This window comes from Marinomonas sp. ef1 (assembly GCF_002806845.1).
GTDB classification, from domain to species: domain Bacteria; phylum Pseudomonadota; class Gammaproteobacteria; order Pseudomonadales; family Marinomonadaceae; genus Marinomonas; species Marinomonas polaris.
The window spans coordinates 46031-72999 of sequence record NZ_NHTT01000015.1 but is presented as its reverse complement, the minus strand read 5'-3'; the positions used below and the strand labels follow the sequence as shown (position 1 = coordinate 72999).

General features: G+C 43.5%; 26 protein-coding genes. 14 read left to right on the top strand and 12 right to left on the bottom strand.

Annotated features, from left to right (window positions below):
- Window positions 1-39: 39 nt before the first annotated feature.
- Genes CCS02_RS18350 through CCS02_RS18335 form a run of 4 tightly spaced genes read left to right on the top strand, consistent with a single transcriptional unit; the run spans window position 40 to window position 4672 of the window.
- Complete coding sequence (locus tag CCS02_RS18350; protein WP_072840665.1) at window positions 40-528, top strand: MarR family winged helix-turn-helix transcriptional regulator; 489 nt, start codon at window positions 40-42, stop codon at window positions 526-528.
- A complete protein-coding gene (locus CCS02_RS18345) occupies window positions 522-1961 on the top strand; it encodes an efflux transporter outer membrane subunit (protein WP_100637387.1) in 1440 nt (479 codons plus the stop codon). Before CCS02_RS18350 ends, CCS02_RS18345 begins: the two co-directional genes overlap by 7 nt.
- Before the next feature lie 14 nt (window positions 1962-1975).
- A complete protein-coding gene (locus CCS02_RS18340) occupies window positions 1976-3163 on the top strand; it encodes an efflux RND transporter periplasmic adaptor subunit (protein WP_198515421.1) in 1188 nt (395 codons plus the stop codon).
- A 12-nt stretch (window positions 3164-3175) separates the two neighbouring features.
- A complete protein-coding gene (locus tag CCS02_RS18335; RefSeq protein WP_072840662.1) occupies window positions 3176-4672 on the top strand; it encodes a DHA2 family efflux MFS transporter permease subunit in 1497 nt (498 codons plus the stop codon).
- Window positions 4673-4778: 106 nt separating this feature from the next.
- Here the strand turns inward: CCS02_RS18335 and CCS02_RS18330 are convergent, their stop codons facing one another.
- Entirely contained in the window at window positions 4779-5474 is a 696-nt protein-coding gene (locus tag CCS02_RS18330; RefSeq protein ID WP_100637385.1) for an aspartate/glutamate racemase family protein, read from the bottom strand.
- 114 nt (window positions 5475-5588) lie between these two features.
- A complete protein-coding gene (locus CCS02_RS18325; RefSeq protein WP_100637384.1) occupies window positions 5589-6044 on the bottom strand; it encodes a GNAT family N-acetyltransferase in 456 nt (151 codons plus the stop codon).
- A 195-nt stretch (window positions 6045-6239) separates the two neighbouring features.
- On the opposite strand from CCS02_RS18325, the gene CCS02_RS18320 reads away from it, so the two are divergent.
- Complete coding sequence (locus tag CCS02_RS18320) at window positions 6240-6725, top strand: GNAT family N-acetyltransferase (protein WP_072840659.1); 486 nt, start codon at window positions 6240-6242, stop codon at window positions 6723-6725.
- Between the two features lie 18 nt (window positions 6726-6743).
- On the opposite strand, the gene CCS02_RS18315 is transcribed toward CCS02_RS18320, so the two are convergent.
- Together CCS02_RS18315 and CCS02_RS18310 are read right to left on the bottom strand one after the other, a co-directional pair.
- The gene (locus CCS02_RS18315; protein WP_072840658.1) at window positions 6744-7007 is read right to left on the bottom strand and encodes a DUF3820 family protein; all 264 of its coding nucleotides are present in this window, start codon (window positions 7005-7007) and stop codon (window positions 6744-6746) included.
- A gap of 59 nt (window positions 7008-7066) precedes the next feature.
- Complete coding sequence (locus CCS02_RS18310) at window positions 7067-7957, bottom strand: LysR family transcriptional regulator (protein ID WP_100637383.1); 891 nt, start codon at window positions 7955-7957, stop codon at window positions 7067-7069.
- Window positions 7958-8126: 169 nt separating this feature from the next.
- Between CCS02_RS18310 and CCS02_RS18305 the strand changes: the two genes are divergently transcribed.
- Together CCS02_RS18305 and fghA are read left to right on the top strand one after the other, a co-directional pair.
- Window positions 8127-9242, top strand: a complete 1116-nt coding sequence (locus tag CCS02_RS18305) for an S-(hydroxymethyl)glutathione dehydrogenase/class III alcohol dehydrogenase (protein WP_100637382.1) — start codon at window positions 8127-8129, stop codon at window positions 9240-9242.
- Between the two features lie 65 nt (window positions 9243-9307).
- Entirely contained in the window at window positions 9308-10138 is an 831-nt protein-coding gene (fghA, locus tag CCS02_RS18300; RefSeq protein WP_072840655.1) for an S-formylglutathione hydrolase, read from the top strand.
- Window positions 10139-10190: 52 nt separating this feature from the next.
- Here the strand turns inward: fghA and CCS02_RS18295 are convergent, their stop codons facing one another.
- The gene (locus tag CCS02_RS18295; RefSeq protein WP_100637381.1) at window positions 10191-11717 is read right to left on the bottom strand and encodes a cobyric acid synthase; all 1527 of its coding nucleotides are present in this window, start codon (window positions 11715-11717) and stop codon (window positions 10191-10193) included.
- Between the two features lie 86 nt (window positions 11718-11803).
- Between CCS02_RS18295 and cbiB the strand changes: the two genes are divergently transcribed.
- The 6 genes from cbiB to CCS02_RS18265 all read left to right on the top strand — a co-directional run bounded on the left by cbiB (window position 11804) and on the right by CCS02_RS18265 (window position 16077).
- Window positions 11804-12796: an adenosylcobinamide-phosphate synthase CbiB gene (gene cbiB, locus CCS02_RS18290; RefSeq protein WP_100637380.1), complete on the top strand. Its 993-nt coding sequence runs from the start codon at window positions 11804-11806 to the stop codon at window positions 12794-12796.
- Complete coding sequence (locus CCS02_RS18285; protein ID WP_100637405.1) at window positions 12781-13914, top strand: aminotransferase class I/II-fold pyridoxal phosphate-dependent enzyme; 1134 nt, start codon at window positions 12781-12783, stop codon at window positions 13912-13914. Before cbiB ends, CCS02_RS18285 begins: the two co-directional genes overlap by 16 nt.
- On the top strand, window positions 13911-14423 hold the full coding sequence (cobU, locus tag CCS02_RS18280; protein ID WP_100637379.1) for a bifunctional adenosylcobinamide kinase/adenosylcobinamide-phosphate guanylyltransferase: 513 nt from the start codon (window positions 13911-13913) through the stop codon (window positions 14421-14423). The genes CCS02_RS18285 and cobU overlap by 4 nt, the downstream gene beginning before the upstream one ends.
- A gap of 97 nt (window positions 14424-14520) precedes the next feature.
- Complete coding sequence (gpt, locus tag CCS02_RS18275; protein ID WP_012071340.1) at window positions 14521-15018, top strand: xanthine phosphoribosyltransferase; 498 nt, start codon at window positions 14521-14523, stop codon at window positions 15016-15018.
- A 267-nt stretch (window positions 15019-15285) separates the two neighbouring features.
- Window positions 15286-15693 carry a DUF2914 domain-containing protein gene (locus CCS02_RS18270; RefSeq protein ID WP_072840651.1) on the top strand — a complete coding sequence of 136 codons (408 nt, stop codon included), beginning with the start codon at window positions 15286-15288 and terminating at the stop codon, window positions 15691-15693.
- Between the two features lie 51 nt (window positions 15694-15744).
- Window positions 15745-16077, top strand: coding sequence for a DUF1904 family protein (locus CCS02_RS18265; RefSeq protein WP_012071338.1), 333 nt, complete (start codon window positions 15745-15747; stop codon window positions 16075-16077).
- A 91-nt stretch (window positions 16078-16168) separates the two neighbouring features.
- On the opposite strand, the gene astB is transcribed toward CCS02_RS18265, so the two are convergent.
- The 4 genes from astB to CCS02_RS18245 form a co-directional block, all read right to left on the bottom strand.
- Entirely contained in the window at window positions 16169-17515 is a 1347-nt protein-coding gene (gene astB, locus CCS02_RS18260; protein ID WP_100637378.1) for an N-succinylarginine dihydrolase, read from the bottom strand.
- Between the two features lie 33 nt (window positions 17516-17548).
- Window positions 17549-19021, bottom strand: coding sequence for a succinylglutamate-semialdehyde dehydrogenase (astD, locus tag CCS02_RS18255; RefSeq protein WP_198515420.1), 1473 nt, complete (start codon window positions 19019-19021; stop codon window positions 17549-17551).
- Window positions 19022-19088: 67 nt separating this feature from the next.
- Complete coding sequence (gene astA / locus CCS02_RS18250) at window positions 19089-20153, bottom strand: arginine N-succinyltransferase (protein WP_072840648.1); 1065 nt, start codon at window positions 20151-20153, stop codon at window positions 19089-19091.
- A gap of 70 nt (window positions 20154-20223) precedes the next feature.
- Complete coding sequence (locus tag CCS02_RS18245; RefSeq protein WP_100188296.1) at window positions 20224-21237, bottom strand: arginine N-succinyltransferase; 1014 nt, start codon at window positions 21235-21237, stop codon at window positions 20224-20226.
- A gap of 154 nt (window positions 21238-21391) precedes the next feature.
- On the opposite strand from CCS02_RS18245, the gene CCS02_RS18240 reads away from it, so the two are divergent.
- Window positions 21392-21613, top strand: a complete 222-nt coding sequence (locus CCS02_RS18240; RefSeq protein ID WP_072840646.1) for a DUF1653 domain-containing protein — start codon at window positions 21392-21394, stop codon at window positions 21611-21613.
- Window positions 21614-21634: 21 nt separating this feature from the next.
- Here CCS02_RS18240 and CCS02_RS18235 read toward each other — a convergent pair whose 3' ends face one another.
- From CCS02_RS18235 to CCS02_RS18225, 3 genes are all read right to left on the bottom strand, one after another.
- Window positions 21635-22615: a LysR family transcriptional regulator gene (locus CCS02_RS18235; protein WP_100637377.1), complete on the bottom strand. Its 981-nt coding sequence runs from the start codon at window positions 22613-22615 to the stop codon at window positions 21635-21637.
- Between the two features lie 98 nt (window positions 22616-22713).
- Window positions 22714-25803 (bottom strand): efflux RND transporter permease subunit, encoded by a 3090-nt coding sequence (locus CCS02_RS18230; RefSeq protein ID WP_100637376.1) that lies wholly within the window; start codon window positions 25801-25803, stop codon window positions 22714-22716.
- A complete protein-coding gene (locus tag CCS02_RS18225; protein ID WP_100637375.1) occupies window positions 25803-26915 on the bottom strand; it encodes an efflux RND transporter periplasmic adaptor subunit in 1113 nt (370 codons plus the stop codon). Before CCS02_RS18225 ends, CCS02_RS18230 begins: the two co-directional genes overlap by 1 nt.
- Window positions 26916-26969: the final 54 nt, after the last annotated feature.

The window sequence follows — 26969 nt, the reverse complement described above, 5'->3', positions numbered from 1 at the left end:
TTAGGCAATTAAATTTATATCTCTTTGACTAGGTTAATCATGACACAACCCCCCCAAGACTCTCATGAGCTTTTATTTAGCAATATTGGTTTTTTGCTCGGCAAAACCAATCAGATAAAAGATCGTTTTCTTGATCAATATCTGGTCGAGGAAGAGATTACATCAGGCCAAGTTAAAGTGTTGTTTAGACTCTACTTATCGAATAATCAACGCTCTTCCGATATTAGCAAGGCCTTGGGTGTGGATGGCGGTGCAATGACTCGAATGTTGGACAGATTAGAGAAAAAACATTTTATTCAACGAATCGCTGATCCTGATGATCGTCGTTCTGTTCTGATTCAATTAACCGACACTGGACAAGTTGTGACATCTCGTGCGCTCCCTCTTGCTCAGGCCGCTATTAATAATTTAACTGAATGTTTAACGACGGAAGAAAAGCAAAACTTACTACATTGCTTAAGCAAAATTGTCAGCTCTTCTCTTTCAGAAGAGTGCCATCTGTCTAATAAGAAGGATGAAAAATGTTAAAGCTGGTGAAAATCACTCCCTTTATGTTGTTATACTTTCTCTATGGTTGTGCGCCACCGTCCAGTATTAAAACGCACAACACCATGGATGATGAGTCATTAATAAGCCACGCGAGTAACTTAGATACGAAGAACTTGTACTCGTCGAATTGGCCAAGTCAATCTTGGTGGTTATCTCTTGAAGACTCCCAACTGAACCAGCTGATAGCAAAGGCGCTAAAAAATAGTCCTGACATCCAAATGGCGAATGCAAATTTAGAAAAAGCATCGGCTTTTGTTATGTCTGCAGACAGCAAATTTGATCCTGTCGTATCTGCCGATGCGGGTGTTACACGCTCTCGTTTGTCTCGTGTGGAAGATTATAGTTACCAAGGTAATAAGTATGGAACCGTCTATAATCTTGGCTTAAATATGAACTACTCTTTTGATCTATGGGGTGGCAATAAGGCCGCATGGATTGCTAGCGTTAATGATCAAAAAGCCGCTGAGATAGATCATCAAGCGGCAAAAATAAATTTATCTTCAGCCATTATTCGTATCTACATACAGCTTGCTAATGCCTATTCTTTAGAAGATTTAGCAAAAGAAGATCTAGAGCGAACTCAGCGTATCGTTTCGATTACGCGGCAGTTATTATCAAATGGCCTAACATCAGACGATCACTTATACACAGCTCAGGGTAATGAAGCCTCAGCAAAACAAGTACTAAAAAACCGCACTCTGTCTATTCAGTTATTAAAAAATGCTTTGGCAACGTTAGTTGGAGCGGGTCCTGATCTCGCTAATACAATTAATCGACCTGATGCACACATGGGCACCAAACTTAATCTTCCGGAACAATTACCTGCTAATTTAATTGCCCATCGCCCAGACATTGTCGCAGCTAAATGGCGCGTTGAAGCGGCAAACAAAAATATTGAAGTTGCTAAAACACGTTTTTATCCAAATGTTAATTTAAGTGCATCGGCTGGCTTTAAAAAGATTGCTGGTGACTCTATGTTTGGCGAAGAAAGTCGTTCTTGGAGTGTTGGGCCCGCCATCTCTTTGCCTTTGTTTACGCAAGGGTTGAAAGCCAACTTGATTGACCAAACTGCTTCTTATGATGCCGCGGTCGCTCAATACAATAAGACGATTGTTAAAGCCTTCGGGGACGTAACGGATAGTGTTTTATCTATTCAATCCATCAATGAACAAATACAAGACGCAGAACAAAGCCTTCAGCTAGTAACTAAAAGTTATCACATTACAGAAAAACGTTATCAATCTGGAATGGGTAGTCAACTTGAAGTTTTACTCATTGAAAATCAATTACTACAAGCAGAGTCAGTAACAACTCAGTTAAAAAACCAACTTCAAGAACAACAAGTTGTGCTTATTGAAGCGCTAGGTGGTGGTTTTGAAGATAGCCAGTCGACATCTGTTTCTAAACAATAATGGTGAACAAAATTATGCAAGATAACGTTGAAAACACAGCGGCACCAAAGAAAAACCAGCGTAAGAAGGGTCTAATAATCCTTTTCGGTATTGTTGTATTGGGTGCAATCGGAACCGCTTGGTACTACGAATCGTTTGTGGTTGGCAATCAAACAACAGATGATGCTTATGTTGAAGGCAATATCGTCTCTATTACGCCAGAAACAGTTGGTACTGTTACACAAATTACCGCAGATGACGGTGACTTTGTCGAAAAAGGACAAGTTTTAGTACGTTTTGATAAAGCCGATGCTGATCTTGAGTATGAAAATGCTAAAGCAAAATTAGCCCAAGCGGTCCGTCAAGTAAGAGCTATGTTTAATAATGTGACGCAAGCCGAAGCCGTTGTCGATGCCAATAAGATTGCCTTACATAAAGCAGAAAGAGATTATGATCGTCGTAAAAATATGGTCAAAGCAGGTGGTTTGTCTCAAGAAGACCTAAGCCACGCAAAAGACATGGTCGATTCGGCTCAAACTCAACTGGCTGTTGCTATCGAGCAATTGAAAGCTCAGTCTTCCATGATATCTGGCACTACCGTAGAAACTCACCCAATTGTTCAATCCGCGATTACGGATGTGAAGCAGGCTTATTTAACCAAACAACGCACTGACATTGTCGCTCCTGTCACCGGATATGTGGCTCGTCGCCAAGTACAATTGGGGCAACGCGTCTCACCAAGTTCAACTTTAATGGCGGTTGTCCCACTTAATGATGTTTGGGTAGATGCTAATTTTAAAGAAACCCAACTAAATAGCATGCGTATTGGCCAACGAGTTTCTTTGATAAGTGACCTTTATGGTGACGAGGTAGTTTTTCATGGAACAGTGGAAAGTTTAGGGATTGGTACTGGCAGTGCGTTCTCTGTTTTACCTGCACAAAATGCCACAGGTAATTGGATTAAAATTGTTCAGCGTTTACCTGTCCGTATTAAGTTAGATACCCATGATATTACGAGCCATCCTTTACGCATTGGCTTATCCATGAATGTTGATGTGGATACATCAAACACGTCTGGTAAGTTGTTATCGACCATCAGCCCTGAAAAGCCGCGTTTTGATACTAATGCTTATGATAAGCCTATGGAAAATATTCAACAGATTATCAGTCAAATTATTAAAGACAACGATGTCCAGCTTAGTCATGCATCGACAAACAAGTAGTAAGGGCTGTCTATGAGTCAACAAGAAGGGTTTCGCCCAGCTAATATGGCTCTGTGTGTCTTTGCCATCTCGCTGGGCGTGTTTATGCAAGTGCTAGATACCACAATTGCAAACGTGGCTCTGCCGACTATCGCAGGCAATATGGGCGTGAGTTTTAACCAAGGTACTTGGGTTATTACTTCCTTTACCGTTTGTCTTGCGATTGGCTTACCAATCACGTCTTGGTTAAGCCGAAAATTTGGTGAAGTACAGCTGTATATTGCAGCCTTGCTAGGCTTTATTATTACCTCATTTTTATGTGGTATAGCGCAAAACATGACTGAAATGGTTTTATTTCGCGCTATACAAGGTTTAACAGCAGCACCTTTGTTTCCAATGAGTCAGGTGCTTTTGATGTCTATTTTTCCGCGCGCGAAACGGGGAATGGCTCTCTCTTTAATAGGCATGGTCGCCGTAGTGGGCCCCATTGTGGGTCCCATACTTGGCGGTTGGTTAACCTACAACTACAGTTGGCCATGGATTTTCTTTATTAACATTCCAGTAGGGATTTTCTCGATAGTTGTTATCTCTGCGCAGTTTAAAGACCGGCCTCAGCAGAAAACCAAACCGAAATTAGACATCATCGGATTAGCAACCATGGCGCTTGGTGTTGGTGTACTGCAAATCGTGTTAGACAAAGGCAATGATTTAGATTGGTTTTCCAATAATTGGATTATTGCTGGGGCTGTTTTTGCTGCCATCATGCTGACTTTTATGGTGATTTGGGAGTTAACAGACGACCATCCAGCGATCAATCTTCGTTTGTTTGCTAATCGAAATTTCTGTGTCGGCACTATATTACTGACATTGGGGTATGGCGGATTTTTCAGTATTAACCTTATTCTTCCACAATGGCTTCAGACTCAAATGGGTTATACCGCATTATGGGCAGGATTAGCCGCAGCTCCAATGGGGGTTTTACCATTGTTGATGTCGCCGTTTCTGGGTAAATTCGGCAATAAACTCGATATGCGCTGGTTAGCAGCAAGCTCATTTTTGGTTATTGGCATAAGTTGTTATTGGCGAACTCTATTTAATTTAGAGGTCGATTTTACGACGATCGCACTTATACAGTTGTTTATGGGAATTGGCATCGGCTTATTTTTTATGCCAATGACTACGATCTTGATGTCAGACTTAAATGGTCCTGAAATCGCGGATGGCGCCTCTTTGTCTACCTTTATTCGAACCCTTGGCGCTAGCTTCTCGTCTTCTTTAACCGCCTGGATATGGACCCGTAACTCAAGTGCCCATCATTCAGTATTAAGTGAAAACATATCGCAATATAACCCTATTGTGTCACAGCAACTGCAAGACCCAAGCACAGCAAGCCTGATGAGCTTTAATCAAACAGTCACGTCACAAGGGTTAATGCTGTCAACCATTGACCTCTTTACTATGCTGACAGTCTTATTTTTAGTTCTGACACCCTTTATATTCTTTACGAAAAAAGCGGCTAGTGGACATTAAGTAATAAGTTTCTAGCCGATAACCCAAATACGTTTAAGGCGTTTTTGAATGTCGGCTAGAAGCTAAGTGTAGTGATAGTGGTATTGATAAAAAAATCATAAGGCGATCAGGCGTTTAACGCCTCATCCACAGCGGCTTTAGCGTGAATGTAAGTAGTATCAAATAAAGGTACAGTAACGTGTTCTTGTTTTAATAATAGGGTGATTTCCGTGCAGCCTTCGATGATGGCATCGGCTCCGGCTGCTTGAAGTCGATTAACGATGTCGATATAAATTTGTCTCGATTCAGGAAGAATTTTACCGAGACATAATTCCTCGTAGATAATTCTATGTATGTCGTCCCTGTCTTGCTTCGATGGTGTGATTACCTCTAAACCATATTGCTCTTCTAATCGCTTAATATAAAAGTCTTCTTCCATCGAATAGCGAGTACCGATAAACCCAACTTTTTGATGTTTTTGTTTAACGAGTTCCTTAGCGGTGGCATCGGCAATATGCAGTAAAGGAATTTTCACCGCATTTTGAACAACATTCGCCACCTTGTGCATGGTGTTGGTCGCGATAAGAATGAAATCAACCTGAGCTTGCTCCAAGCGTTTGGCTTCTGCCGCGAGGATTTCTCCTAACTGCAGCCAATCGCCTTGATGTTGCAAACGCTCAATTTCAGCAAAATCGACACTGGATAAAACGATCTTAGCGGAATGCAGGCCGCCGAGTTTTTGTTTGGTCAAATCGTTGATGCTTTTGTAATACAAAGCTGAGGATTCCCAACTCATTCCGCCAATAATGCCGATCGTTTTCATTCTGCGTCCTTTAGTTTTTATCTTGAATCTATAAAGTCTAACGCTGTTATTGAGCAGTCGTAATGCACAGATGGCAAAATTAATGAAGCAGACTGTAATGGAACAATGGCACAGTTAAAGGCTTCTGGTCATAAATACGCTGTAAGGATCAAGTTTGTAATCGGAGAACGGCCCACATTCAGTAAAGTTATGTTTGGTGTAAAGCTTTCTTGCTGGCGCGAAGAAGTCTTGTGATCCTGTTTCTAAGCTGATTTTATTGAGCCCTTTTTGCTTGGCTGCATCGATGATATGACGAAGTAGGGTAGAAGCAACGCCTTTGTTGCGAGCGGCGCTGGTGGTACGCATAGATTTAATTTCAGCGTGTGTTTCGTCTAGCGTTTTAAGCGCTCCACAGCCTAGCAATTGGCTATCTTCCCAAACCGTCCAGAAGGTAATGTTCGGTTTTTTTAATCCGTTTAAATCTAATGCAAAAACGCACTCAGGCGGTGATGCCGCAAACATGTCTTCGAGGTGTTCTGTGAGTAATTGTTCTATTTCTGGGCCAGATAAATTGTCGATTCTGATATCCATTTAGTGTGCTTTCCAGTTCGGTTTTTAGAAAAAAAGATGTGTATAGCATGTTTTTAAGATTCAAAAATTTAAGCAATTTCCGTACCTTATTTCAGAATGTAGAATAGTGCGAGAGAGGCATGTTTAAAGTGTATACTCGCTGTAAGCTGTTGTCGGTGAGAAAGGACAATTGCTATAAAATGGGCGAAGTACGATATGACAGACCAATTAAATTTACGACCAGCAGAGATGGCAGACGCCGAAAATTTATTCGTGTGGCGTAATGATCCAGACACCCGCAAAGGGTCTCATAATAGCGATGAAGTTATATTTGAGTCACACCTTGCTTGGCTTGAAGCGTCATTGGACTTTCCTGAACAAAACAAACCTGAAAAAAATAAGCCCAAACAAAGGCTTTTGTGGATTGCTGAAGTTAATGGTGTAGCGGTTGGAACTTGTCGAGCGGATCGCGTGGAAAATGCGTGGGAATTATCTTGGACTGTTGCACCAGAAGCGCGCGGAAAAGGATTTGCCCATCAAATGTTATCTAAATTGGTGCATTACTTCGATGAACCATTAGTGGCACTGGTTAAGGTAGGTAATATTGCCTCGATGAAAGTAGCAGAACGTGCTGGCTTTGTTCTAAAGCAAGACACAGAGCAAGAAGGCGACATTTTGCTCTATACTCGTCGGCCTTCTTAGATTGCTTGCGTGAAAAAACTAATCATCAAAACGAATGCGAACTTTCGGCTCGTTAGGCTTTTTCTCGGTCGGTTTACGCAATGGATCGACCAGCTTTTCCAATCCATTAATTTTAATTTCTAACGCCAGTTGTAGCCATTGTCCTAGATTGCCATTCGGCCAGCCTTCGTGAGCAAACCAGAGTAAATAGGCTTCCGGTAGATCAATCAAAACACGACCTTGGTATTTACCAAATGGCATAGTTTGACGAGCAACTTGAACTAGATCTTCTTGTGAAAACATGGGCTTCGCTTAATGATGCTTAAGAGTGAGTATGTGGTGCGTATTTAAACATACGTGGGTTATTTGGCAAATGGTGGATCTTGTTTAAAACGCTGAATCAGATAATCACAAATACTTTGTAACTTCGGTGATGGTTGCCGCACTTTCGGATAAACCAACCAAACGCCGCTGTATGGATATTGATATTGTGTTAACAAGGTAATGAGCTTGCCGCTGGCGAGATCGTCGGTAACATAATAATCAGGCAATTGTGCGATACCTAAGCCTTTACGAACCGCATCTAATAAGGCTGGGCCTGAATTACTGCGCCATTGGCTGCCGACTTTTACTTCTTTGCGCTGTCCATCTTGTTGAAACAGCCAATGATTTTTGGAACCGATCAAGCATCGGTGTTTGTTCAATTCGGCTAATGTATGCGGCATGCCGTGCTGATCTATGTATTCTCGTGACGCACAAAGGTATTCGACCCTATCACACAAACGGCGTGACAAATGGCTAGAATCCTTCATTGCCCCCATGCGAATAGCCAGATCGTATCCTTCTTCGATCAAATCTACCGAGCGATTGGTGAGGTGAAAATCCAGCTCTATTTTTGGGTGGTGCAATAAAAAATCGTTCATCAATGGCGCAATGTAGCGTTCGCCAAAGGTAGTGGCACAGGTCATTTTGAACGGGCCAACTGGCGCTTGGTTGAGGGTGGAAATTACTTCCTCGGCGCTACTCAGTGCTTCAGGCAAGCCACGACAATGTTGATAATATAAATCACCAGCATCGCTTAAACGAATACGCCTTGTGGTTCGAAACAACAACGTCGTACCAAGCTCCGCTTCGAGTTGGCTGATTAAACGACTAATATGAGACGCCGACACGCCGAGCTTAATCGCTGCCGCTGAAAAGCTACCTTGTCTGACGACTTCGACAAAGGCTTCCATGGCTTCCCAATTTTTCATCTCATTATCCTGCAATCGAAACCCTTAGATTAGCGCATTTTTAATAAAGTAAAAAATGATTGTTGCCATATAGCAATAATCATTTTCCAAATGGGAGATTATCCTTGTAATCATTTACGACTACACTAGTTGAATCGAAAATGAATCAATATACACATTGGAGTGCGCTATGAAATGTAAAGCTGCTGTTGCTTGGGGTCCAGGCCAACCACTTAAAATCGAAGAAGTTGACGTTCAGGATCCGCAAAAAGGTGAAGTGCTTGTTCGCATGGTGGCAACAGGCGTTTGTCACACAGACGCGTTCACCTTATCTGGTGAAGATCCAGAAGGCATTTTTCCTGCCATCCTAGGTCATGAAGGTGCAGGTGTTGTTGAAGCGGTAGGTGAAGGCGTAACGACGCTTAAAGTGGGCGATCACGTTATTCCGCTTTACACAGCAGAATGTGGCGAGTGTAAATTCTGTAAGTCTGGCAAAACTAACCTTTGCCAAGCGGTTCGTGTTACTCAAGGTAAAGGCCTAATGCCAGACGGCACCAGCCGTTTCAGCATCAATGGCGAGCCAATTTATCACTATATGGGTACGTCTACTTTCTCTGAATACAGTGTGGTTCCTGAAATTTCTTTGGCGAAAATTCACGTTGATGCGCCACTAGAAAAAGTCTGCTTGCTAGGTTGTGGTATCACGACAGGTATTGGCGCAGTACTAAATACAGCGAAAGTTGAGGAAGGCGCAACGGTTGCTGTTTTTGGTTTGGGTGGCATTGGTTTGTCGGTTATCCAAGGTGCTCGCATGGCAGGAGCTTCTCGCATTATCGCTATCGATATCAACGAATCTAAATTCGAAATGGCGAAACAATTCGGCGCGACTGATTGCATCAATCCGAAGAAATTCGATGCGCCAATTCAGCAGGTTATCGTTGATATGACAGACGGTGGTGTAGATTACTCGTTCGAATGTATTGGTAACGTTCAAGTAATGCGTCAAGCGCTTGAGTGTTGTCACAAAGGTTGGGGCGAATCCATCATCATCGGTGTTGCTGGTGCTGGCCAAGAAATCTCTACTCGTCCATTCCAATTGGTAACCGGTCGAGTCTGGAAAGGCTCTGCTTTTGGTGGCGTAAAAGGTCGCAGCCAATTGCCTGGTTACGTAGAAGACTACATGAACGGCAAGATCGAAATCGACCCATTCGTGACACACACTATGCCGCTTGAGAGAATCAACGAAGCGTTTGATTTGATGCACAAAGGTGAGAGTATTCGTACAGTTATTCTTTTCGATAAATAATCGTGATCATACCGTTTTGATAAGCCCGCTAAGCGGGCTTTTTTAACACAGCTAAGGAGACAGCTATGGAATTGTTATCCAGCACCAAAAGCTTCGGCGGTTGGTTGAAGCGTTATAAGCATGAAAGCTTGTCAGTGAAAAGCGAAATGACCTTTGCTATTTATCTGCCGCCACAAGCAGAAACGCAAAAAGTCCCTGTTTTGTATTGGTTGTCAGGTCTGACCTGTAACGATGAGAACTTCACACAGAAAGCAGGAGCGTTTCGTAAAGCGGCAGAATTAGGTTTGGCCATTGTTTGTCCTGATACCAGCCCACGTGGCACGGATTATCCGAACGAACATGAAAGCTACGATTTCGGTTCCGCTGCAGGGTTTTATATCAATGCGACGGTTGAGCCTTATTCGAATACCTACCACATGTACGATTATGTGGTGCAAGAGTTGCCGCATTTGGTTGAAGCGAATTTCCCAGTGACTGACAAGCGTTCTATCTCTGGTCACTCAATGGGTGGTCACGGCGCTTTGATTTGCGCGCTGAAGAATCCAGGTATGTATCAATCAGTCTCGGCTTTTGCACCAATTGCGAATCCAACCAACTGTCCTTGGGGCGAAAAAGCCTTCACCGGATACTTGGGTGAAGACAAAGCCACTTGGAACGAATGGGATGCGACTTTGCTGATAGAGAATGCCAGTGAACGCTTACCTTTGTTTATCGATCAAGGCGAAGCTGATAACTTCTTGGTAGAACAACTAAAACCAGAAGCTCTAGAAGCTGCTTGTGAAAAAGCTGGACACCCGATCACGTTACGCCGTCAACCGGGCTACGATCACAGCTACTTCTTCATCGCCAGCTTCATCGACGATCACCTAGAACATCACTCCAGAGCCTTGAGTTAATCACTGGTTTCTCTTCATTGGAATCAACAAAAGCGAGCCATGGCTCGCTTTTTTATTGCTGGAAGTTTCGACACTGTTTAATTAATGCATCGATGTCCATATTTTGTTCGGTGCTGTCGGCGAGTCGGTTGATTTCGCTGTCTCGGTATTGGTCGTAGTCGAATGCGGCCGCTTGGTTGACGCCTGCCCAGTTTAGTAAGGCCTGCAGGGCTTCTGGGTGGTCAAATACGCCATGAAGATAGGTGCCGATGATTTTGCCGTCTTCTGATATGTAGCCTTCTTGTTCGCCGTTTTCTTTGTTTTGTTCGTTATCTAAGAGAGCAAAGTGGTTTATTGTCGTATTGGCTGAAAAGCTCGACACGCCAGAGTGGATTTCGTAGCCAGTGACTTTTGCGTAATTGTTTGAAGAGCGGGATGAACTGCCTGAAAAGGCAAGTTGTCCATGACGTTGTTTAAGTTGTTTTTCTTCTTTAAGGACGGTTTCCATTGGTATAAAGCCAAATCCAGCCGATTGTGTGTTGGCGTGTTGGTTTTCTAGCCCCAGCGGATCGAGCAGTTGCTCGCCGAGCATTTGATAGCCACCGCAAATCCCAATGACTTTTCCGCCGTATCTTAGGTGTTTGTTCAGATAGTCTTCCCAACCTTCTTGTCGCAAAAAGGCGAGGTCGCTTTGCACGCTTTTGCTACCTGGTAGGATCACTAGATCCGCTGGTGGAATGCTTTCGTTCGCACCAACCAGTGTAACTTGAACATCAGGGTGAAGGCGTAGCGCGTCCCAGTCTGTGTGATTACTAGTACGCGGCATAATAGGGATGACGATGTTTAGCTTGGCATTGGTGTCGGCTTTGATCGGGCTTTTGGCGACGGCGTCTTCGGATTCTAAGTGGAAACCTTTTAAGAAGGGGAGCACCCCCAAAACGGGTTTTCCAGTGCGTTCTTCGAGCCAGTCAAGGCCAGACTGTAATAAGCTAATATCGCCACGAAAGCGGTTTATCACAAAGCCAATGACTCGATCTTGCTCGCTTTGGCTGAGCAAGTCTAAAGTACCAACGAGGTGAGCAAAAACCCCGCCTTTGTCGATATCTGCAATGATGATGACTGGGCAATCAATACTTTCGGCAAAGCCCATGTTGGCGATGTCGCGAGCGCGTAAATTAATTTCCGCTGGGCTGCCAGCGCCTTCAATTAAAACAGCTTGGTATTGTTCGGCTAAGCGATGATAAGAATCCAGCGCGGCGATTTTGGCAATACTTTTGTATTCGTGATAACCAACCGCATTCATGTTACCCACGGCTTTGCCTTGGATGATGACTTGCGCGCCTGTGTCTGTGTTGGGTTTAAGCAGAATCGGGTTCATGTCCACGTGTGGTTCAAGCCCCGCGGCATAGGCTTGCACAGCTTGGGCTCGGCCTATTTCATTGCCATCTTGCGTGACAGCGCTGTTTAATGCCATATTTTGTGGCTTGAATGGCGCGACTTGAATACCTCGACGAACGAATAAACGGCACAATGCCGTGACTAAGGTGCTTTTTCCGGCGTCCGAGGTGGTTCCTTGGATCATTAAACTAAAGGCTGGCATTCAGTATCATCACGCTTCAAATCAATAAGGTGATAGAATTCTACCTTACCTTCTTATCTTGTTAAGTGAAAAAACGACCTATATTTATGATCCTTTCTTATTTAGACAGTATTATTGATGCCTTTTTTGATAACTTCTTAGCTTTTTCTTCCAGCACCAGTTTGATTTTAGTATCGGCTTTGGTGCTTGATCGCTTATTAGGTGAGCCCAAAAGTTGGCACCCTTTGATTTGGTTTGGTTGCTGGGTGGATCTTTGTCGCAAGCATATCCAATTGCCCTTAGAGGCTTCGCAATCTCGTCAGCGAATGGTTGGTATGTTGGCTTGGCTGGTGGCGGTTTTGCCTTGGTTGCTGATTTTATTGGCTTTGTTTTGGCTATTACCAAACTGGTTGGATACTCTTTTGTCTGTGTTGGTGTTGTATTTTGCCATTGGTTGGCAGAGTTTACGTGAACATGCGTTGGCGATTTATCAGCCTTTATCTGCATCGCCATTATCAGAAGAGAAGCTCGATGAAGCACGCCGCGCAGTGAGTTATATCGTAAGCCGTGATACTCAAAATTTAGATGAATCGGCAGTAGCGAAAGCGGGTATTGAGTCGGTATTAGAAAATGGCAGTGACGCGATTTTTGCTCCGATATTTTGGTTTTTGATCTTCGGTGCGCCTGGTGTGCTTTTGTATCGCCTTGCCAATACGCTTGATGCCATGTGGGGCTACAAAACAGAATCCTTGTTGTATTTTGGTTGGTTTGCGGCACGCTTTGATGATGTGCTGAATTATGTTCCAGCTCGTCTGGTTGTTTATACCTATGCGGCTTGTGGCAAATGGCATGCGGCTATTCGTAGTGCGCGACGTCCTTCTGCTCGTTGGAAAAGCCCTAATGCTGGCCCTGTGATGGCAGCGGGCGCTGGTGCATTAAGCGTTCAGTTGGGTGGCGAAGCGCCGTATTTTGGAAAAGTAGAAACCAGACCGATTCTGGGGGAAGGTGATGTACCGACTCCTCATCACTTAAAAGAAGCAATTTGGCTGGTGGATAAAAGCGTATTTTTATGGGGATTGGTTATATGTCTGTTGGTCTAAAATTTTCGAAGTTAGACAGCACTTCAAGTTTAGGAAATGCTCCAAATCTAGAAAGCACGCCGCCGAAGCATGGTGGCGATTTAGCTTATTGGCAACGTAAGGTTGGCAGCAAGGCGTTAAATTGGTTGGATTTATCTTCAGCATGCAATCGTGAACCTTGGCCGATTCCCGAAATAGCGCCTTCCTTGTGGATGGATTTACCCGATCAAGCGGATTTACTAGACGAAGCCGAGCGCTATTTTGGTCGTCGTCCCAATGCAATTGGCGCGGGTTCGCAGCATATTATTGAGTCTCTGCCGCCGATGTTGCTGGCTTGTCAGTCTTCAACTCAGCTCGTCGCAAATCAAACAGTTTTTGTGCCTCGTATTGGTTATCAGGAACATGCTTTTGCTTGGGAAAAGTGGGGCTTTGATATTGCCTATTACGATGCTTTAGAGGAGTTATTAGAGCAAGAATGGGCTGTTGCTGTGGTGATTCAGCCGAATAACCCAACGGGAGAAATCGCATCTGCCAAGATTTTGTCTCAGTTAATTGTTCATGCGGAGCAACAAAGCGCGAGTTTGGTAGTAGACGAGGCTTTCATCGATGCTTGTCCTGAATTAAGCCTATTGAATCACCAAAATAGTTCAGATTTGAGTGAGTCGCTTTTTATTATGCGATCGGTTGGTAAGTTTTTTGGTTTGGCAGGAGCTCGTGTTGGGTTCGCTTTTTGTGCCAGTAAATGGCAAGCCGCGCTAAATAATTTGCTTGGACCTTGGCCTGTTGCCACGGCGAGCCTGTATTTGGTGCAATTAGCCTTTGCTGATAAAGCTTGGCAGTCTCAAGCTTTGCAAGGCTTAAAAGTACGACAAGCTGCCTTTGTTGAACGTGTGATGCCAAAATTCAATACTATTTTTGATTCTCAAGATTATGTATTGAGTCCGCTGTTTGTGACTTGTTTTCTCGATAGTCATGAGTATGCAGCGCAAGTTTTTGAAATGTTGCATCAAGTCGGTGTTCATACTCGCTTAGGCGAAGGTTGGATTCGTGTGGCATTACCGGCTTTGCGTGAAATGGATGCTTTAAATAGCGCATTGATTCGTTTATTGAAAACAGAGGGAGGCCGAGAGCTAGCATGAAGCATCTCGTTTTAGGTGGCGTTCGTAGTGGTAAAAGTGCTTTCGCTCAAGAACAAATAGCTGCTTGCGGAAAACCAGTCTGTTATGTGGCGACGTCCCAAGTGTGGGACAAGGATATGGCGGATCGTGTTCGCTTGCATAAAGACAACCGACCAAGTGAATGGAAATTGATAGAAGAGCCATTAGCATTGGCAAGTGTCTTAAATTCTCTTAATTCACCTGATCAAGCAGTCATTGTTGAGTGTTTTACCTTATGGATGACGAACTTATTGTGCCTAGAAGATGAAACTCGTTTGCAAGAGGAAAAACAAGCGCTACTAAAAGCGGTTGAAGCATTCGAAGGGGATTTGGTTCTGGTGTCTAGCGAAGTGGGTTTAGGTATTATGCCGATGAATGCACTTGCTAGACGTTTTGGCGATGAGGCTGGCGCAATGAATCAGGCGCTAGCTAAATTGACCGATCGGGTAACTTTTGTTGCGGCGGGACTACCATTACCGCTAAAATGCTGATCTTTTATTTCCACTCAATCTTTTCTTGTATTATGTTATTCCTCTTTAGAACATAATTGAGAAATCATATCCAATAGCGAAAGGCGTAGGAGCTTTGATGACCCCTTATTCAAAAGATTTTCCGGTATCTTGGGAAGAGTTACATAGGAATGCTCGTGCTTTGTCTTGGCGTTTGCTTGAGCAAGGCCCTTGGAAGGGAATTATTGCGATTACTCGTGGCGGCTTAGTGCCAGCGGCTATTTTATGTCGTGAAATGGATATTCGCCTGATTGATACGATTTGTATTGTTAGTTACGGTGCCGGCGAGAAAGGCGATGGAGTAATGAAGCAAGGTGAGCTGAACGTTTTGAAAGGCGTAGAAGGCGACGGTGAAGGCTTCATTTTGATTGATGATCTAGTTGATACAGGGCGTACTGCGGCAAAAGTACGTGAAATGTTGCCTAAAGCTCATTTTGCGACCATTTACGCAAAACCTGCTGGTAAGCCATTGGTTGATACTTTTATTACCGAAGTAAGCCAAGATACGTGGATACGTTTTCCTTGGGATATGGAATATACTTTTTCAACGCCCTTGGCGGATCGTCAAGCAAAGTAAGTATTCACTTCAGCCACATATATTCCTTAAAAAGAAAGTCTAAAAAGAAAGCCTCAACAGAAAGTTAGTTATTGTTTGACACAAAAGAAGCGAGAGAGCTTGCAAAATTACACAAAACTCTCGTTTCTTTTACACAGTTTTCAGCTAACTTTATGGTTATATTCGTCTCTAAAGAAGAGTTAAATAAAAATTAAGGTCGGCGAGAAAATGGCTATTTCACGCATTTTTAATGCAAACATTTTTATACAAGTACAATAGGATTTTAATATGTGGCAAACGTTAACTAAAGTTGCTTTGGCTGGTATTTTATCGTTTGCGATGATTTTACCAGCTTGGGCTGAAGGTACAGTGGCTCGTGCTCAATTTTCAACAGATGTTGTAGATCGAGAGCCGATTGATGATATTGGGCCCACTGTAAAAGTAGAATATGGCGAAATACAAAGAGTGTATTTCTTTACTGATTTACGTGATATGTCTGGCAGCCAAGTTATTCATCGTTGGAAACTGGATGGCGAAGATCAAGCTGATATAGGATTTGATATAGGTGGTGACCGTTGGCGAGTATGGTCAAGTAAACGATTAATGCCTGGTTTTGATGGTAAATGGAGTGTTGATGTCGTTCAGGATGGCCAAGTGATTGAAAGTCGTTCATTCGATTATGTGGATGAAGGTTAGTAAATCAGGCATTATTTACTGCTAAATTGTTGATATCGACTAAGGATTAATATGCCTCATTTACGTGTTCGTGGACTAGCTTTTGACGAATTAGAGTCTATCGCAGATATCCTGATAGAAAACTTAGCTGAAATTACCGATACGCCTAATTCACATTTTACCCTTGAGTATCAAGCAACGACGTATCTTGCGGTCGGCGGCGCTTCTCCAGCTTATCCATTCTTTGATGTTTTGTGGTTTGATAGAGGCGATGAAGTAAAGCGCAAAGTAGCGTTAATCATTGAAGAGTTGGTTAGACCATTGGTTGATAGTGGCCAAGACATTACCGTTTTGTTTCATGATCTACAGGGCAAAGATTATTACGAGAATGGCGAGCACTTTTAAGAGATAACCCCCTCCCAATCTCCCCCTTAGCAGGGGGAGGAGCTGAAGCCCCTTATCTTCAAGTATAGGGTTAGAGTGGGGTTGTTCGAGACTATCTTTGAAATTCGTAGACACTTCCCAAGTGCATTATCTGAGTTAATTCATCTAATGCGTTGCGACTTTCGATTAACAGCTGCGGATCGGCAAGGTCTTTTTCATGCAGTTCATCCCGGTAATGCTTATCTACCCAGATATTTAAACGCTCAAACAAGGTGTCATTCATCAGTGTCGATGGATTAATTGCCGCTTGCTCAGCTTGCGTGAGGGCAACACGAAGTCGTAAGCAAGCTGGGCCGCCGCCGTTGCTCATGCTTTGTTTGAGGTCAAAGACTTTGATCTCATTGATCGGCGATTGACCAACAACTAGGCTATTTAAATACGCCCAAACCGCTGGATTGTTTTCGCATTCACCCGGTACAACTAAGACCATGTCATCATCGTCACGGCTTAATAACTGGCTATTAAACAGGTAAGACTGAATACAGTCTTGTACTGATACGGCATTACTCGGAACTTCAATCAGGTGTAGCTTAGACGCTCTATCTCCCCAAGCTGTTAGTAAGTCTTGCTTCATCTTAGCGGTATCTAAGAAAGCCTCTTGGTGATAAAAGTGCGCGTTGCGGTTACCTACGGCAATCACGTCGTTGTGGAAAACACCAGCATCGATGACGTCTGGATTTTGTTGTGCGTAAACTACTTGTTCTGGGGATAATCCATGACGGCGGGCAACCGCTTGAGAGGCTTCTAAAGTGTGACGAGCTGGAAATTTAGCCGGATGTGGCGCGCTGTTGTTGAAGGCTTCCATTCCATACACAAAGAACTCGATGCCTTGTTCGCCATAACCATGGCAAAAACGTGTGTGGTTTGCTGCCCCTTCATCGCCAAAGTGATCGACACTAGGCAACGCTGGATGGTGAGCGAAATGTTTTTCGTCTTTAAAGGTCGCTTGTAAAATCGCGCCAGTGGTTTCATGTTCGATGGAACGATGGAATTTATTTACCAAGTTTGCAGGCGTGAAATGCACTCGCTTGTCACTGGTGTCACCACTTGGCGATACGGTTGCAGCGTTGGCTGTCCACATACAAGACGCAGAACTAACCGCAGCAAGCAGCTTGGGTGCTTGTTTAGCGGCTTGTTCTAATATATTTGTGTCACTACCAGAAAAACCTAAACGGCGCAGCGTTGGGATATGTGGGCGTTCGTGTGGCGCGAGTACACCTTGAACAAATCCCATGTCAGCCAAGGCTTTCATTTTTACTAAGCCTTGTTTTGCCGCTGCTTTTGGATTGGATGGACGTGCCGAGTTATTCAATGAAGCGACGTTACCAAAAGATAGGCCGCTGTAGTTGTGGGTTGGGCCCACTAAGCCGTCAAAATTGGCTTCTGTCGCTGTGTTCATAACTGCCTCTTGTAAATTGTGTCTTCTGTGTCGTTAAAGGGTAATGCCGTGACCGAGTTTTTCCGGCATGGTTAAGCTGTCTGCCTCAATACTGGCAACTGGGTACGCGCAATAATCTGCTGCATAGTAAGCGCTGGCTCTATGGTTGCCACTGGCGCCTGTGCCACCAAATGGCGCGTTGCTTGATGCACCGGTAGTTTGGCGATTCCAGTTGATAATGCCAGCACGGCTATACTGTAAGAACCATTCATACTCAGCAGCATCATCGGATAAGAGACCGGCAGACAAACCAAACTTGGTGTTGTTGGCGATGTTCATGGCTTGATCCAAAGAGTCATAACGAATCACAGTCAGCAAAGGGCCGAAATATTCCTGATCTGGAAGCTCGTCTAGCATGTCTGTTGCGTCGATAATACCCGGTGTAACAAAGCCGGTTTGGCTGTCGCCGCGAGTCATTTCTAGGATCGGTGATGCGCCTAATTTGATCAGTTTTTGGTAGGCTTGCAGTAAACCGTCGGCGGCTTGAGCTGATACGACTGGTCCCATAAAAGGTTGTACTTCGGCATCAAAACGATCGATTTTTAGCGCTTTGGTTGCCGTTACTAGGGACTGCAAAATCGCATCGCCAAGCTTGCCTTTTGGCAATAATAAACGACGGGCACAAGTACAACGCTGTCCTGCTGATATAAAGGCTGACTGGATGATTTCATGCACGGCAGCACGTTGATCCGCTATTTTTTCAGAAACCAATAATGGGTTGTTGCCGCCCATTTCTAACGCCAAAATTTTACCCAGATGGCCAGCAAAATCGTTGTGTAAAATGTGACCTACTTGTGGACTGCCGGTGAAGAATAATCCGTCGATGCCTTGGTGATTGGCCAAAGCAACGCCAGTGTCGCGCTCGCCTTGAATCAAGTTAAGTACGCCAGCTGGCAGACCAGCTTTTTCCCATAACTGAATGATCAAATCCGACGTAGCAGGAGCTTGCTCGCTTGGTTTGAAAACCACTGTATTACCTGCAATCAGCGCTGGAACTATGTGGCCATTGGGTAAATGCCCAGGAAAGTTGTAAGGGCCAAATACAGCAACCACACCATGTGGACGATGGCGTAGTCGGGCTGTGGCACCAGGCATAGGCGTGGTCTTTTCACCTGTTCTTTCGTGATACGCCTGTTTGGAAATCGCGACCTTGCCCACCATAGCAGCGGCTTCGGTGCGGGTTTCCCAGATTGGTTTGCCGGTTTCGCGGCTAATGGCGGTAGCGATTTCTTCGCTGTGCTGTTTTACCAATTCTGCGAAGGCTTCAATAATCGTTAAGCGTTCTTCTAAAGGGCGATTAGCCCAAGTAGGAAATGCAGAGCGAGCAGACTTGATGGCTAAATCTACTTGGTCTGAAGTGGCTGTGTTGGCTTGCCATACTAAACTTGCATCTGCTGGGTCGATAGAGCGGAGTAGCTGGCCTTCGCCTGCTAACCATTGACCATTAATATAATGTGCTTGTTTCATGATAGCTCCTGTTAATTCGTGCACTTTTAACTTTAGTACTTTCAATTCTGATAAAGGTTAAGCGCACTTATCTTGAATAGGGTGATAGTTCCACGATTCGAACGGGTTCTTTGTTTATTATGCAGAGGCAGTCTGCTTCCTCTTGAGTCAAAGTCATAGCGCTGCCAGGCGGTATTGATCGTTGAATCAGAATGCAACGAAAGTCTTTTACCTTGGCATTCGAGACAAGATAGTAATTACCTTCGCTCATCCCTTCACCTTTGCCTTCACGGATGCCTTTAGGTTGACCTATGTTAGCAAGGCAAAGTCGGCTATCTCGGACTGCTCGTATGTCTTGCACACGAGCCTCTAAACTTGGGCCGCCATCAAAAATGTCGACGTAGTTTTCATAACGAAAGCCTTCTTGTTCTAATAAACGACGGGCTGGCACCGTATTTTTGTGAACTTGTCCCAAGACGTCGCGGGCTTCTTGTGGCAGCAAGTTAACGTAGACTGGGTTGTTCGGCATAAGCTCAGCAATAAACTGTTTGTTACCTTGAGAGGTAAGTTCGTCAGCTTCTTTAAAATCAATAGAGAAGAAGTGGCGGCCAAGACTCTCCCATAGAGGAGAAATGCCATTTTCATCACTAACACCACGCATTTCCGCGAATACTTTATCGGTAAAACGTTCAGGAAATTGTGCCATGAACATAAAACGTGCCTTAGAAAGCAGTTGGCCGTTTTTTGAATGACGGTAATCTTCTTCTAAAAACAGTGTGCAGATCTCACTAAATCCGGTGAAGTCATTATTAAGTATCAGAGTAGGAATGGCGTTATGTACACCAAGTTCACGGGATGCGTGAGTAATGGTTCCTAGATGATAGCTGTAGAAGGGTTCATCTAAACCAACCGTAGCTAATATTCCACAGGTACCAACAATGTCACCTGTTGTGGTATCTTCAAGTACCATCAAATAATCTTCATTGTGGGGCTTGGTGACGTTTTCTTTGTTAAAAGAACGCACGGCGCCGTCGATTTTCTTTTGTAGAATGGCTTCATCAGACACCAAGGAGGTAAAACCAATGCCGGTTTTTTCTGCAAGTCGATAAAGAGACTTTAGGTCATTCTGACAAATGGGGCGTATGACCATCATGATGGTGTTCCTCGTATTTAATTAAGCTGCTTTTGACGGTTATTAAGATCATGCAGATCGTTATTATTGTTTATAGAGCAACCCACTGGATACGCTTTCCAGATGAAATGCCTAGCCTTTCTTGGGTCGATTTTTCTAATGCTAATCCTGCTACTTGCGGCTCAGCAGGTGCGGCAGTCACTCTGAAATTCTCTAAATGGCCTGCAGATATAAGGTGGATAGCGCCTTTTGAGGTTTCTGTTAGCGTCAGTGCCTTGTCTGTTTTCTGGTTGGTAATGGTGTGCAGGCTTTCTGTTCTTGCTTCGATACTAGGGCCGGCATCAAATATGTCCACATAGCCACGGAACTCAAAACCTTCATCTAATAAAATGTCTGCACTTTGCCCTGAGTTTTCATGCACTACACCAATTGCTTCTTGTGCGGCTTCTGGCAAGGTTGGAACATAAATCGGGTAGCGAGGCATTAATTCTGCGATAAAATTTTTATTGCTGACACCTGAAAGATAGTCGGCTTTCTTGAAGTCCATGGTAAAAAAGTGTTTTCCCAAGGCGTCCCAAAAAGCAGAGTAGCCGTGTTTGTCACTTTCGCCGCGCAATTCTGCAAATAAACGCTTAGTAAAACGCTCTGGATAACGAGCAATAAAGAGTAGGCGTGCTCTGGATAACAAAGACATAGCAAGGGGGTTCTGGTGCGCCTTGTCGACCACTAAGGCAATAAGTCGGCTGGTTCCGCTATAGTCATGGCATAAGAAGAGTGCAGGAATTCGATTGTGAATTTGCAACTGTGGCGACGCATGAACCACTTCATCAATGCGATAGCTGTAAAACGGTGTATCGACTCCCACCATGGCATCGATGCCACAACAACCAACAATCTGTTCATTGCTGGTATCCACCAACACAAACAAGTAGGATTCGTCGCCTGGCTGTACGACATCAGTTTGAAAAGAACGACGAGAAGACGCGATTTTGTCGTTGAGGCGTTCTCTGTTTGCGGGGAAGTTTGTAATACCAATACCCGCCTGTTGAGCAAGGCGTTCCAGCGCAGGAAGATCGGCAAAATCTACTGGACGTACTAGATACATAGAAAATTCCTGAAAATGGGTTAGGGCGATAATATGTAAGTATTATTGCTGAGTTCTATAGTACGTGTAAGAGAGTAACTTTCGCATTAGCGACAAGTTTTTCTAGATATTGGCTAATTATGGTCGATTTTTAAAAAGTATAGAGGTTTTAAATATGAAAGCGGGCGTTTATCAACATTATAAAGGGGCGCTGTACTGGGTTGAGCGAGTGGCAAAACACAGCGAAACTGAGGAAGAGTTAGTTATTTATCAGGCTTTATATGGAGAATTCGGCTGGTGGGCAAGACCGCTAAGTATGTTTCAAGAGTCTGTTGAAATAAATGGTGAAAGAATCCCGCGCTTTGATTGGGTTAGATCGGAGCGCGACGCGGGATAATTCTATTAGAATGTGGATGCATCAAACTGGTGGATGCATCCAGGGGGATTCACGCATAAAGTAAATGATCTGTTCTCTCAACCAACGATGGGCAAGGTCATTATTGAAGCGTTCATGCCAAAAAATATGGATAGGGTGTCGACCACTATATTCATCGAGCTCCAATACTTCTTTTGGAATTGGCAATAATTTCACTGGATAAAAATGGGCTTTCTCGCACATTATTTGTAAAAATAAGTCGCCAATTGAGCGAGATGTTACCAGTGCCATGCCTCTTTTCACTGCTTGCATAGCAACCATCAGGCTATCTGTTTCTAGACTTGGCTGAATTATATGACCTTGTTGTTTTAGTTTTTGTTCTGTTTTTGAAAAAGAGCCGTTTCGGTTGGGGCGCAAGTGATGTGTCACCACTTTGTGGGATAACAGCTCTGTTACCGTCAATTCTTCTTTGTGATAAAGCGGATGCGCTTCACTTAATATAATACAAGCTTCCATGTAGCCTATTAGCTTGCTGCGAACATTACCGGGCGTATCGTTGATGCGCATAATCCCAAGATCTACATTGCCTGAAACTAGCTCATCTAGGTGGGAATCTCCCCATGAGCTGATGGATAGTCTCATACCTGGTGCCTGATATTGTAATGACGCTAGTAATGGCTCAATAAAATTTTCTAAATCTCCTTCATCTACACGTAGCTTGAAACGTCGATCTAGGTTTTTTAAATCTAGTGAGTTCGGGCTCATTAATTCAGAAAGAGAGTTTAAAATTGGCTGAATTAGGTCGTGTAATTCAGAGGCTCGCGCTGTTGGGCTTAAGCCATAGGCTTGGCGAGTGAATAGCGAATCCTTAAATAAATCTCTTAAGCGTTGTAAGCTTTTACTAAGTGCAGGCTGTGTCACTCCAAGTCTTTCCGCGGCGCGAGAAACGCTGCCTTCTTCCATGATAGTGACGAAAGCGACGAGTAGCTTAATGTCTAATTTTAAGATGTCGTCTAGATGCATGGTCTTCTCAATACGATAGATAGTTTAAAAACAGGAGCTTTATCTATTCGATAAAGCTCCACCCTCTAAATACAACGCTTAGTCATTATTCAAAGGTATTATTCAAAGTCTTCGTGATGACGATATTTGACTCGGAATAATATAGTGTAAAACACAGGTACAGCGATCAGTGTCAGTATTGTCGCGAAGCCTAAGCCAAAGGAAATGACCACGGCCATGCCTTCAAAAAACGCATCGTAAAGTAATGGCACCATACCAAGAATGGTTGTGACTGCAGCCATACAAACAGGTCGAACACGGCTCACAGCAGAAATGAAGATAGCTTCGTATTTCTCTGTACCTTGTTCAAGTTCGTAGTTTATTTGGTCCGCTAATACGATACCATTTTTCACCGTCATACCTGACAAACTCAAGAATCCAAGCAATGCCATAAAGCCGAATGCAGAGTTCATTACCAGTAGCCCTGTTGAAACACCAATTAATGCTAGCGGCACACAGAACCAAATTGTCAGCGGCACACGAATTGAGTTAAACAGTAATATGGTGATGATAAACATAAATAGGTAGCCCATCGGCAAAGCCTTGAATATGTTAGCCTGAGCATCAGTACTGCTTTCGTATTCACCGCCCCAATCTAGAACATACCCTGGTGGCAAATGAATTGCTTCGATTGCGCCACGAGTTCGAGAAAATATCTCCATTGCTGTTTCATCACCTAAAATTTTAGGGTCAGCCATCACCGTAATAGTACGTTTACGATCTCGACGTTCAATGATTGGATCTTCCCAAACGGTTTCAAATCCAGATACCAGTGTCGAAAGGGTTACGTAGGATCCTGTCGCTGGGCTATAGATCTGTAAGTCACGGATTTGGTCTATTGAGACACGCTCATTTTCAGGCGCTGTTCTTACGATAGGTAGCAAGTCAGTGCCTTCACGATACAAACCAATTTGAGATCCAGTAAAGTTGGTTAACAATACATCGTCTAATTCTGTTTTGCTGATACCTAGACGTCGAGCTTGAGCATCATTAAAGATTGGGCGAAGCACCTTAACAGGCTGACGCCAGTTGTCTTTAATATTTTCAAGGCCACCATCAGTGCGGTAAATCTCTTGGATCTGCGCGCTTATTTGACGTAAATGTTTAGGGTCAGGACCACTTACACGAGCTTCAAGCTTAGCACCACTAGATGGCCCTAACTGTAGACGTTGTAGTTTTACCTCCAGCCCTGGGTACTCTTCTTGCATCTTGTAGTACAAGTCTTTGAGTAAGCTAGGAATTACATCAGCACTTTTGGTGCGAATAATGAACTGAGCGTAACTTGAGTTAGTTTGTTCTGCTGTGTACGTCAACATGAAACGCAAAGCGCCTTGCCCAGTTGTTGACGTTACGTAGTTAATACGATCGTCTTTCAACAGATCGCTTTCAATTTGTTTTACGGTTTTGTAAGTACTATCAATGTGGGTTCCTTCCGGCATTTGAATGTCCATGTAGAACATTGGTGTTGTCGAAGGTGGGAAAAAAGATTGTTTTACAAATTGGAATGCCCAACCTGCAGTAAACAAGCTACCAATTAAAAGAATGACCGTTACCCAGCGATAGTGCATGGCTTTATCTAGCAACCATTTATAACCAGTAAAGATAAAACCTTTGTAAGGGTCGGCTAGTTCTTCTGCTGAACCGTCTTCATTGTTGGCTTTTTGGATTGTTTCTTTGAAGAATAAATCACAGAAAAAAGGCGTCAATGTAATGGCTGTGATCCAGCTTAATAGCAGAGAAATCAACAAAACATAGAACAGCGAACCAACGAATTCACCAACAGCATCAGGCGATAAACCAATCGGTGCAAAAGCGGTAACTGCAATGACGGTTGCACCTAAAAGTGGCCATTTAGTCTGTTTCACAACTGCACTGGCGGCTTGTAATTTGGTCATGCCCCTTTGCATGCCTATGAGTACACCTTCGGTTACCACTATGGCATTATCTACCAACATACCGAGGGCGATAATCAGACCACCTAAAGATATTCGCTGTAGATTGATATGGAAGTAATCCATAATAATGAAGGTACCAAGGATGGTAAGTAACAGAATAATACCGATCAAAATACCAGAACGAATGCCCATGAAGACCAAAAGTACTAGGATAACGATACCTACGGCTTCAACTAGATTAAGCAAGAAGTTTGATACAGAACGATCTACTTCTTTTGATTGGAAATAAATAGGATCCATGCTTAAGCCAATAGGCTGCTGGTATTGAAGCTCTTCAATTCGGTTTTCTAATGCTTCGCCAATTTTCACCACGTTTACGCCAGATGAAAAGGATATGCCGAGTAATAGCGATTTAGCGCCATTGAAATCAACAATGTGAGTCTGTGGTTCAACATATTCACGTTTCACCGTGGCAATGTCTCGTAAACGAATTAAATTGCCATCCGATGGGGTACCGACAATAAGGTTCTCAAGCTCAGATATGTCTTTGAATTCACCAGTCGGGCTAATGCGAATATACTCACTGCCAACTTTTACACGTCCAGCGTTTGATACGCTGTTTTGGTTCGATAATAAGTCTTCTAATTGGCTTGGTGCGATGCCCATATTGGCCAATTTAGCACGAGAAATTTCAATAGTGACTTGCTCGTTTTGTTCTGCAGCTACGGTAACTTTAGCGACACCATCAACTAGTACTAATTCACGCTTGATGTAATCAACGTAGTTTTTAAGGTCTTTGTATGGATAGCCCTGACCATTGATCGCCAGCATCACGCCGTATACATCGCCAAAATCATCTAAAACAATAGGTGTGGACACGCCGCTTGGGAAATCGCCTTGAATATCGCGAATTTTCTTACGAACTTCATCCCATATTTGCTTTAGTTCTTTAGCGCGATAGGAGTCTTTGATGGTTAATTGAACCTTTGAATAGCCCGCTTTTGATGTTGATGTAATTTTATCTACGTAAGGCAGGTTCTGTAATTCAGTTTCAATCGGATAGGTGACTTCTTCTTCGACCTGTTCTGGTGAAGCGCCAGGATATTGGGTAATGATCAGAGCATCCTTGATAGTAAATTCAGGATCTTCTAATTGACCAAGGTTAGTAAAAGCGATAGTACCGCCGATCAATAAGATCAGTGTTACCATCCAACTCGTTACTTTGCGTTTAATAAAATAAGCAGCAATATCCATTATAGACCTCGCTCACGTGTCCAAGGGCGAACATGCATGGAGTCTGTGAGACTGTTTACTCCTGCAGCAACCACTTGATCTCCAGCGTTAAGGCCTGAAGTGATTTCAATTTGATTACCTTGTAAGGATCCAAGTGTCACAACACGTGCGCTCACTTTGCCTGTGTCTTTATTGAAGACCCAAACAGTGCTGTTTGATTTACCTGTGTCTGTATCTTCGCGACGTGTAACCGCTTCGACAGGAATAACAACATGCTTTTTCATCCCTAAAAGACGGTTTAAATCTATATCGACGTTCGCTGTCATACCAGGTAATAAAGTGTGTTCTGGTTTACCGTTGCGGATTAGGCGCAGTGAAACATCATAGGCCATGGATGTTTGATCGGGTGTTGTGTTGTGTTCTTTGTATGTGCCTGATAATACTTCGTCTGGTGCTACATCGACTATTACGTTTGGTTGATAGTCTGACTGTGTGGATTTAATGCTGACTACTAGGCTTTCTGGAACTTGAAACTCTACATCCAAATCGTCAATATTTTGTATGTGCATAATAGGTGCTGTAGCACTAATGTATTGAAAGTTTTCCGTCGCTACAGAGGAAATAACTCCTTTAAACGGTGCGTAAACTTTAGTGTATTGAAGTTGGTTTTTAGCAGATTGTAGGGCGTTATTAGTTTGATCCAATGTTGCTTTGCTTGAGTCATACTCAGATTTAGTTGTAGCGTTTTGCTTAAATATTGCCTGAATACGCTTAAACTGCGCCTCGGCAAGACTTTGGTTTGCTTCAGCAAGCTCTACTTCAAGTTTGAAATCAGTTGGATCCAGTAAAGCTAGAAGTTCGCCTTTATTGACCCGTTGACCAGCGACAACATTTACTTTCATTAATTGCCCGCCAACGCGGAAGGCAATATCTGCTTCTTCACTGGCTTTTAATTCTGCAGGAAAGCGACGAATATTTATTGAATCTGTTGCCTCAATGGTAATTAATTTTACTGGTCGCACAATTTCTTTTTCTACAGCTGATTCATCTTCGTTCGATGAACAGCCAGTTAGCAGCAGAGATGCTGCTAACGTTAAACCAATAATCGTATTAATACGTTTTTGGGAATTCATTGATTACTCCGTAAAAATATAGGAAATACTTAGATGAATGCATTTTATATCTCT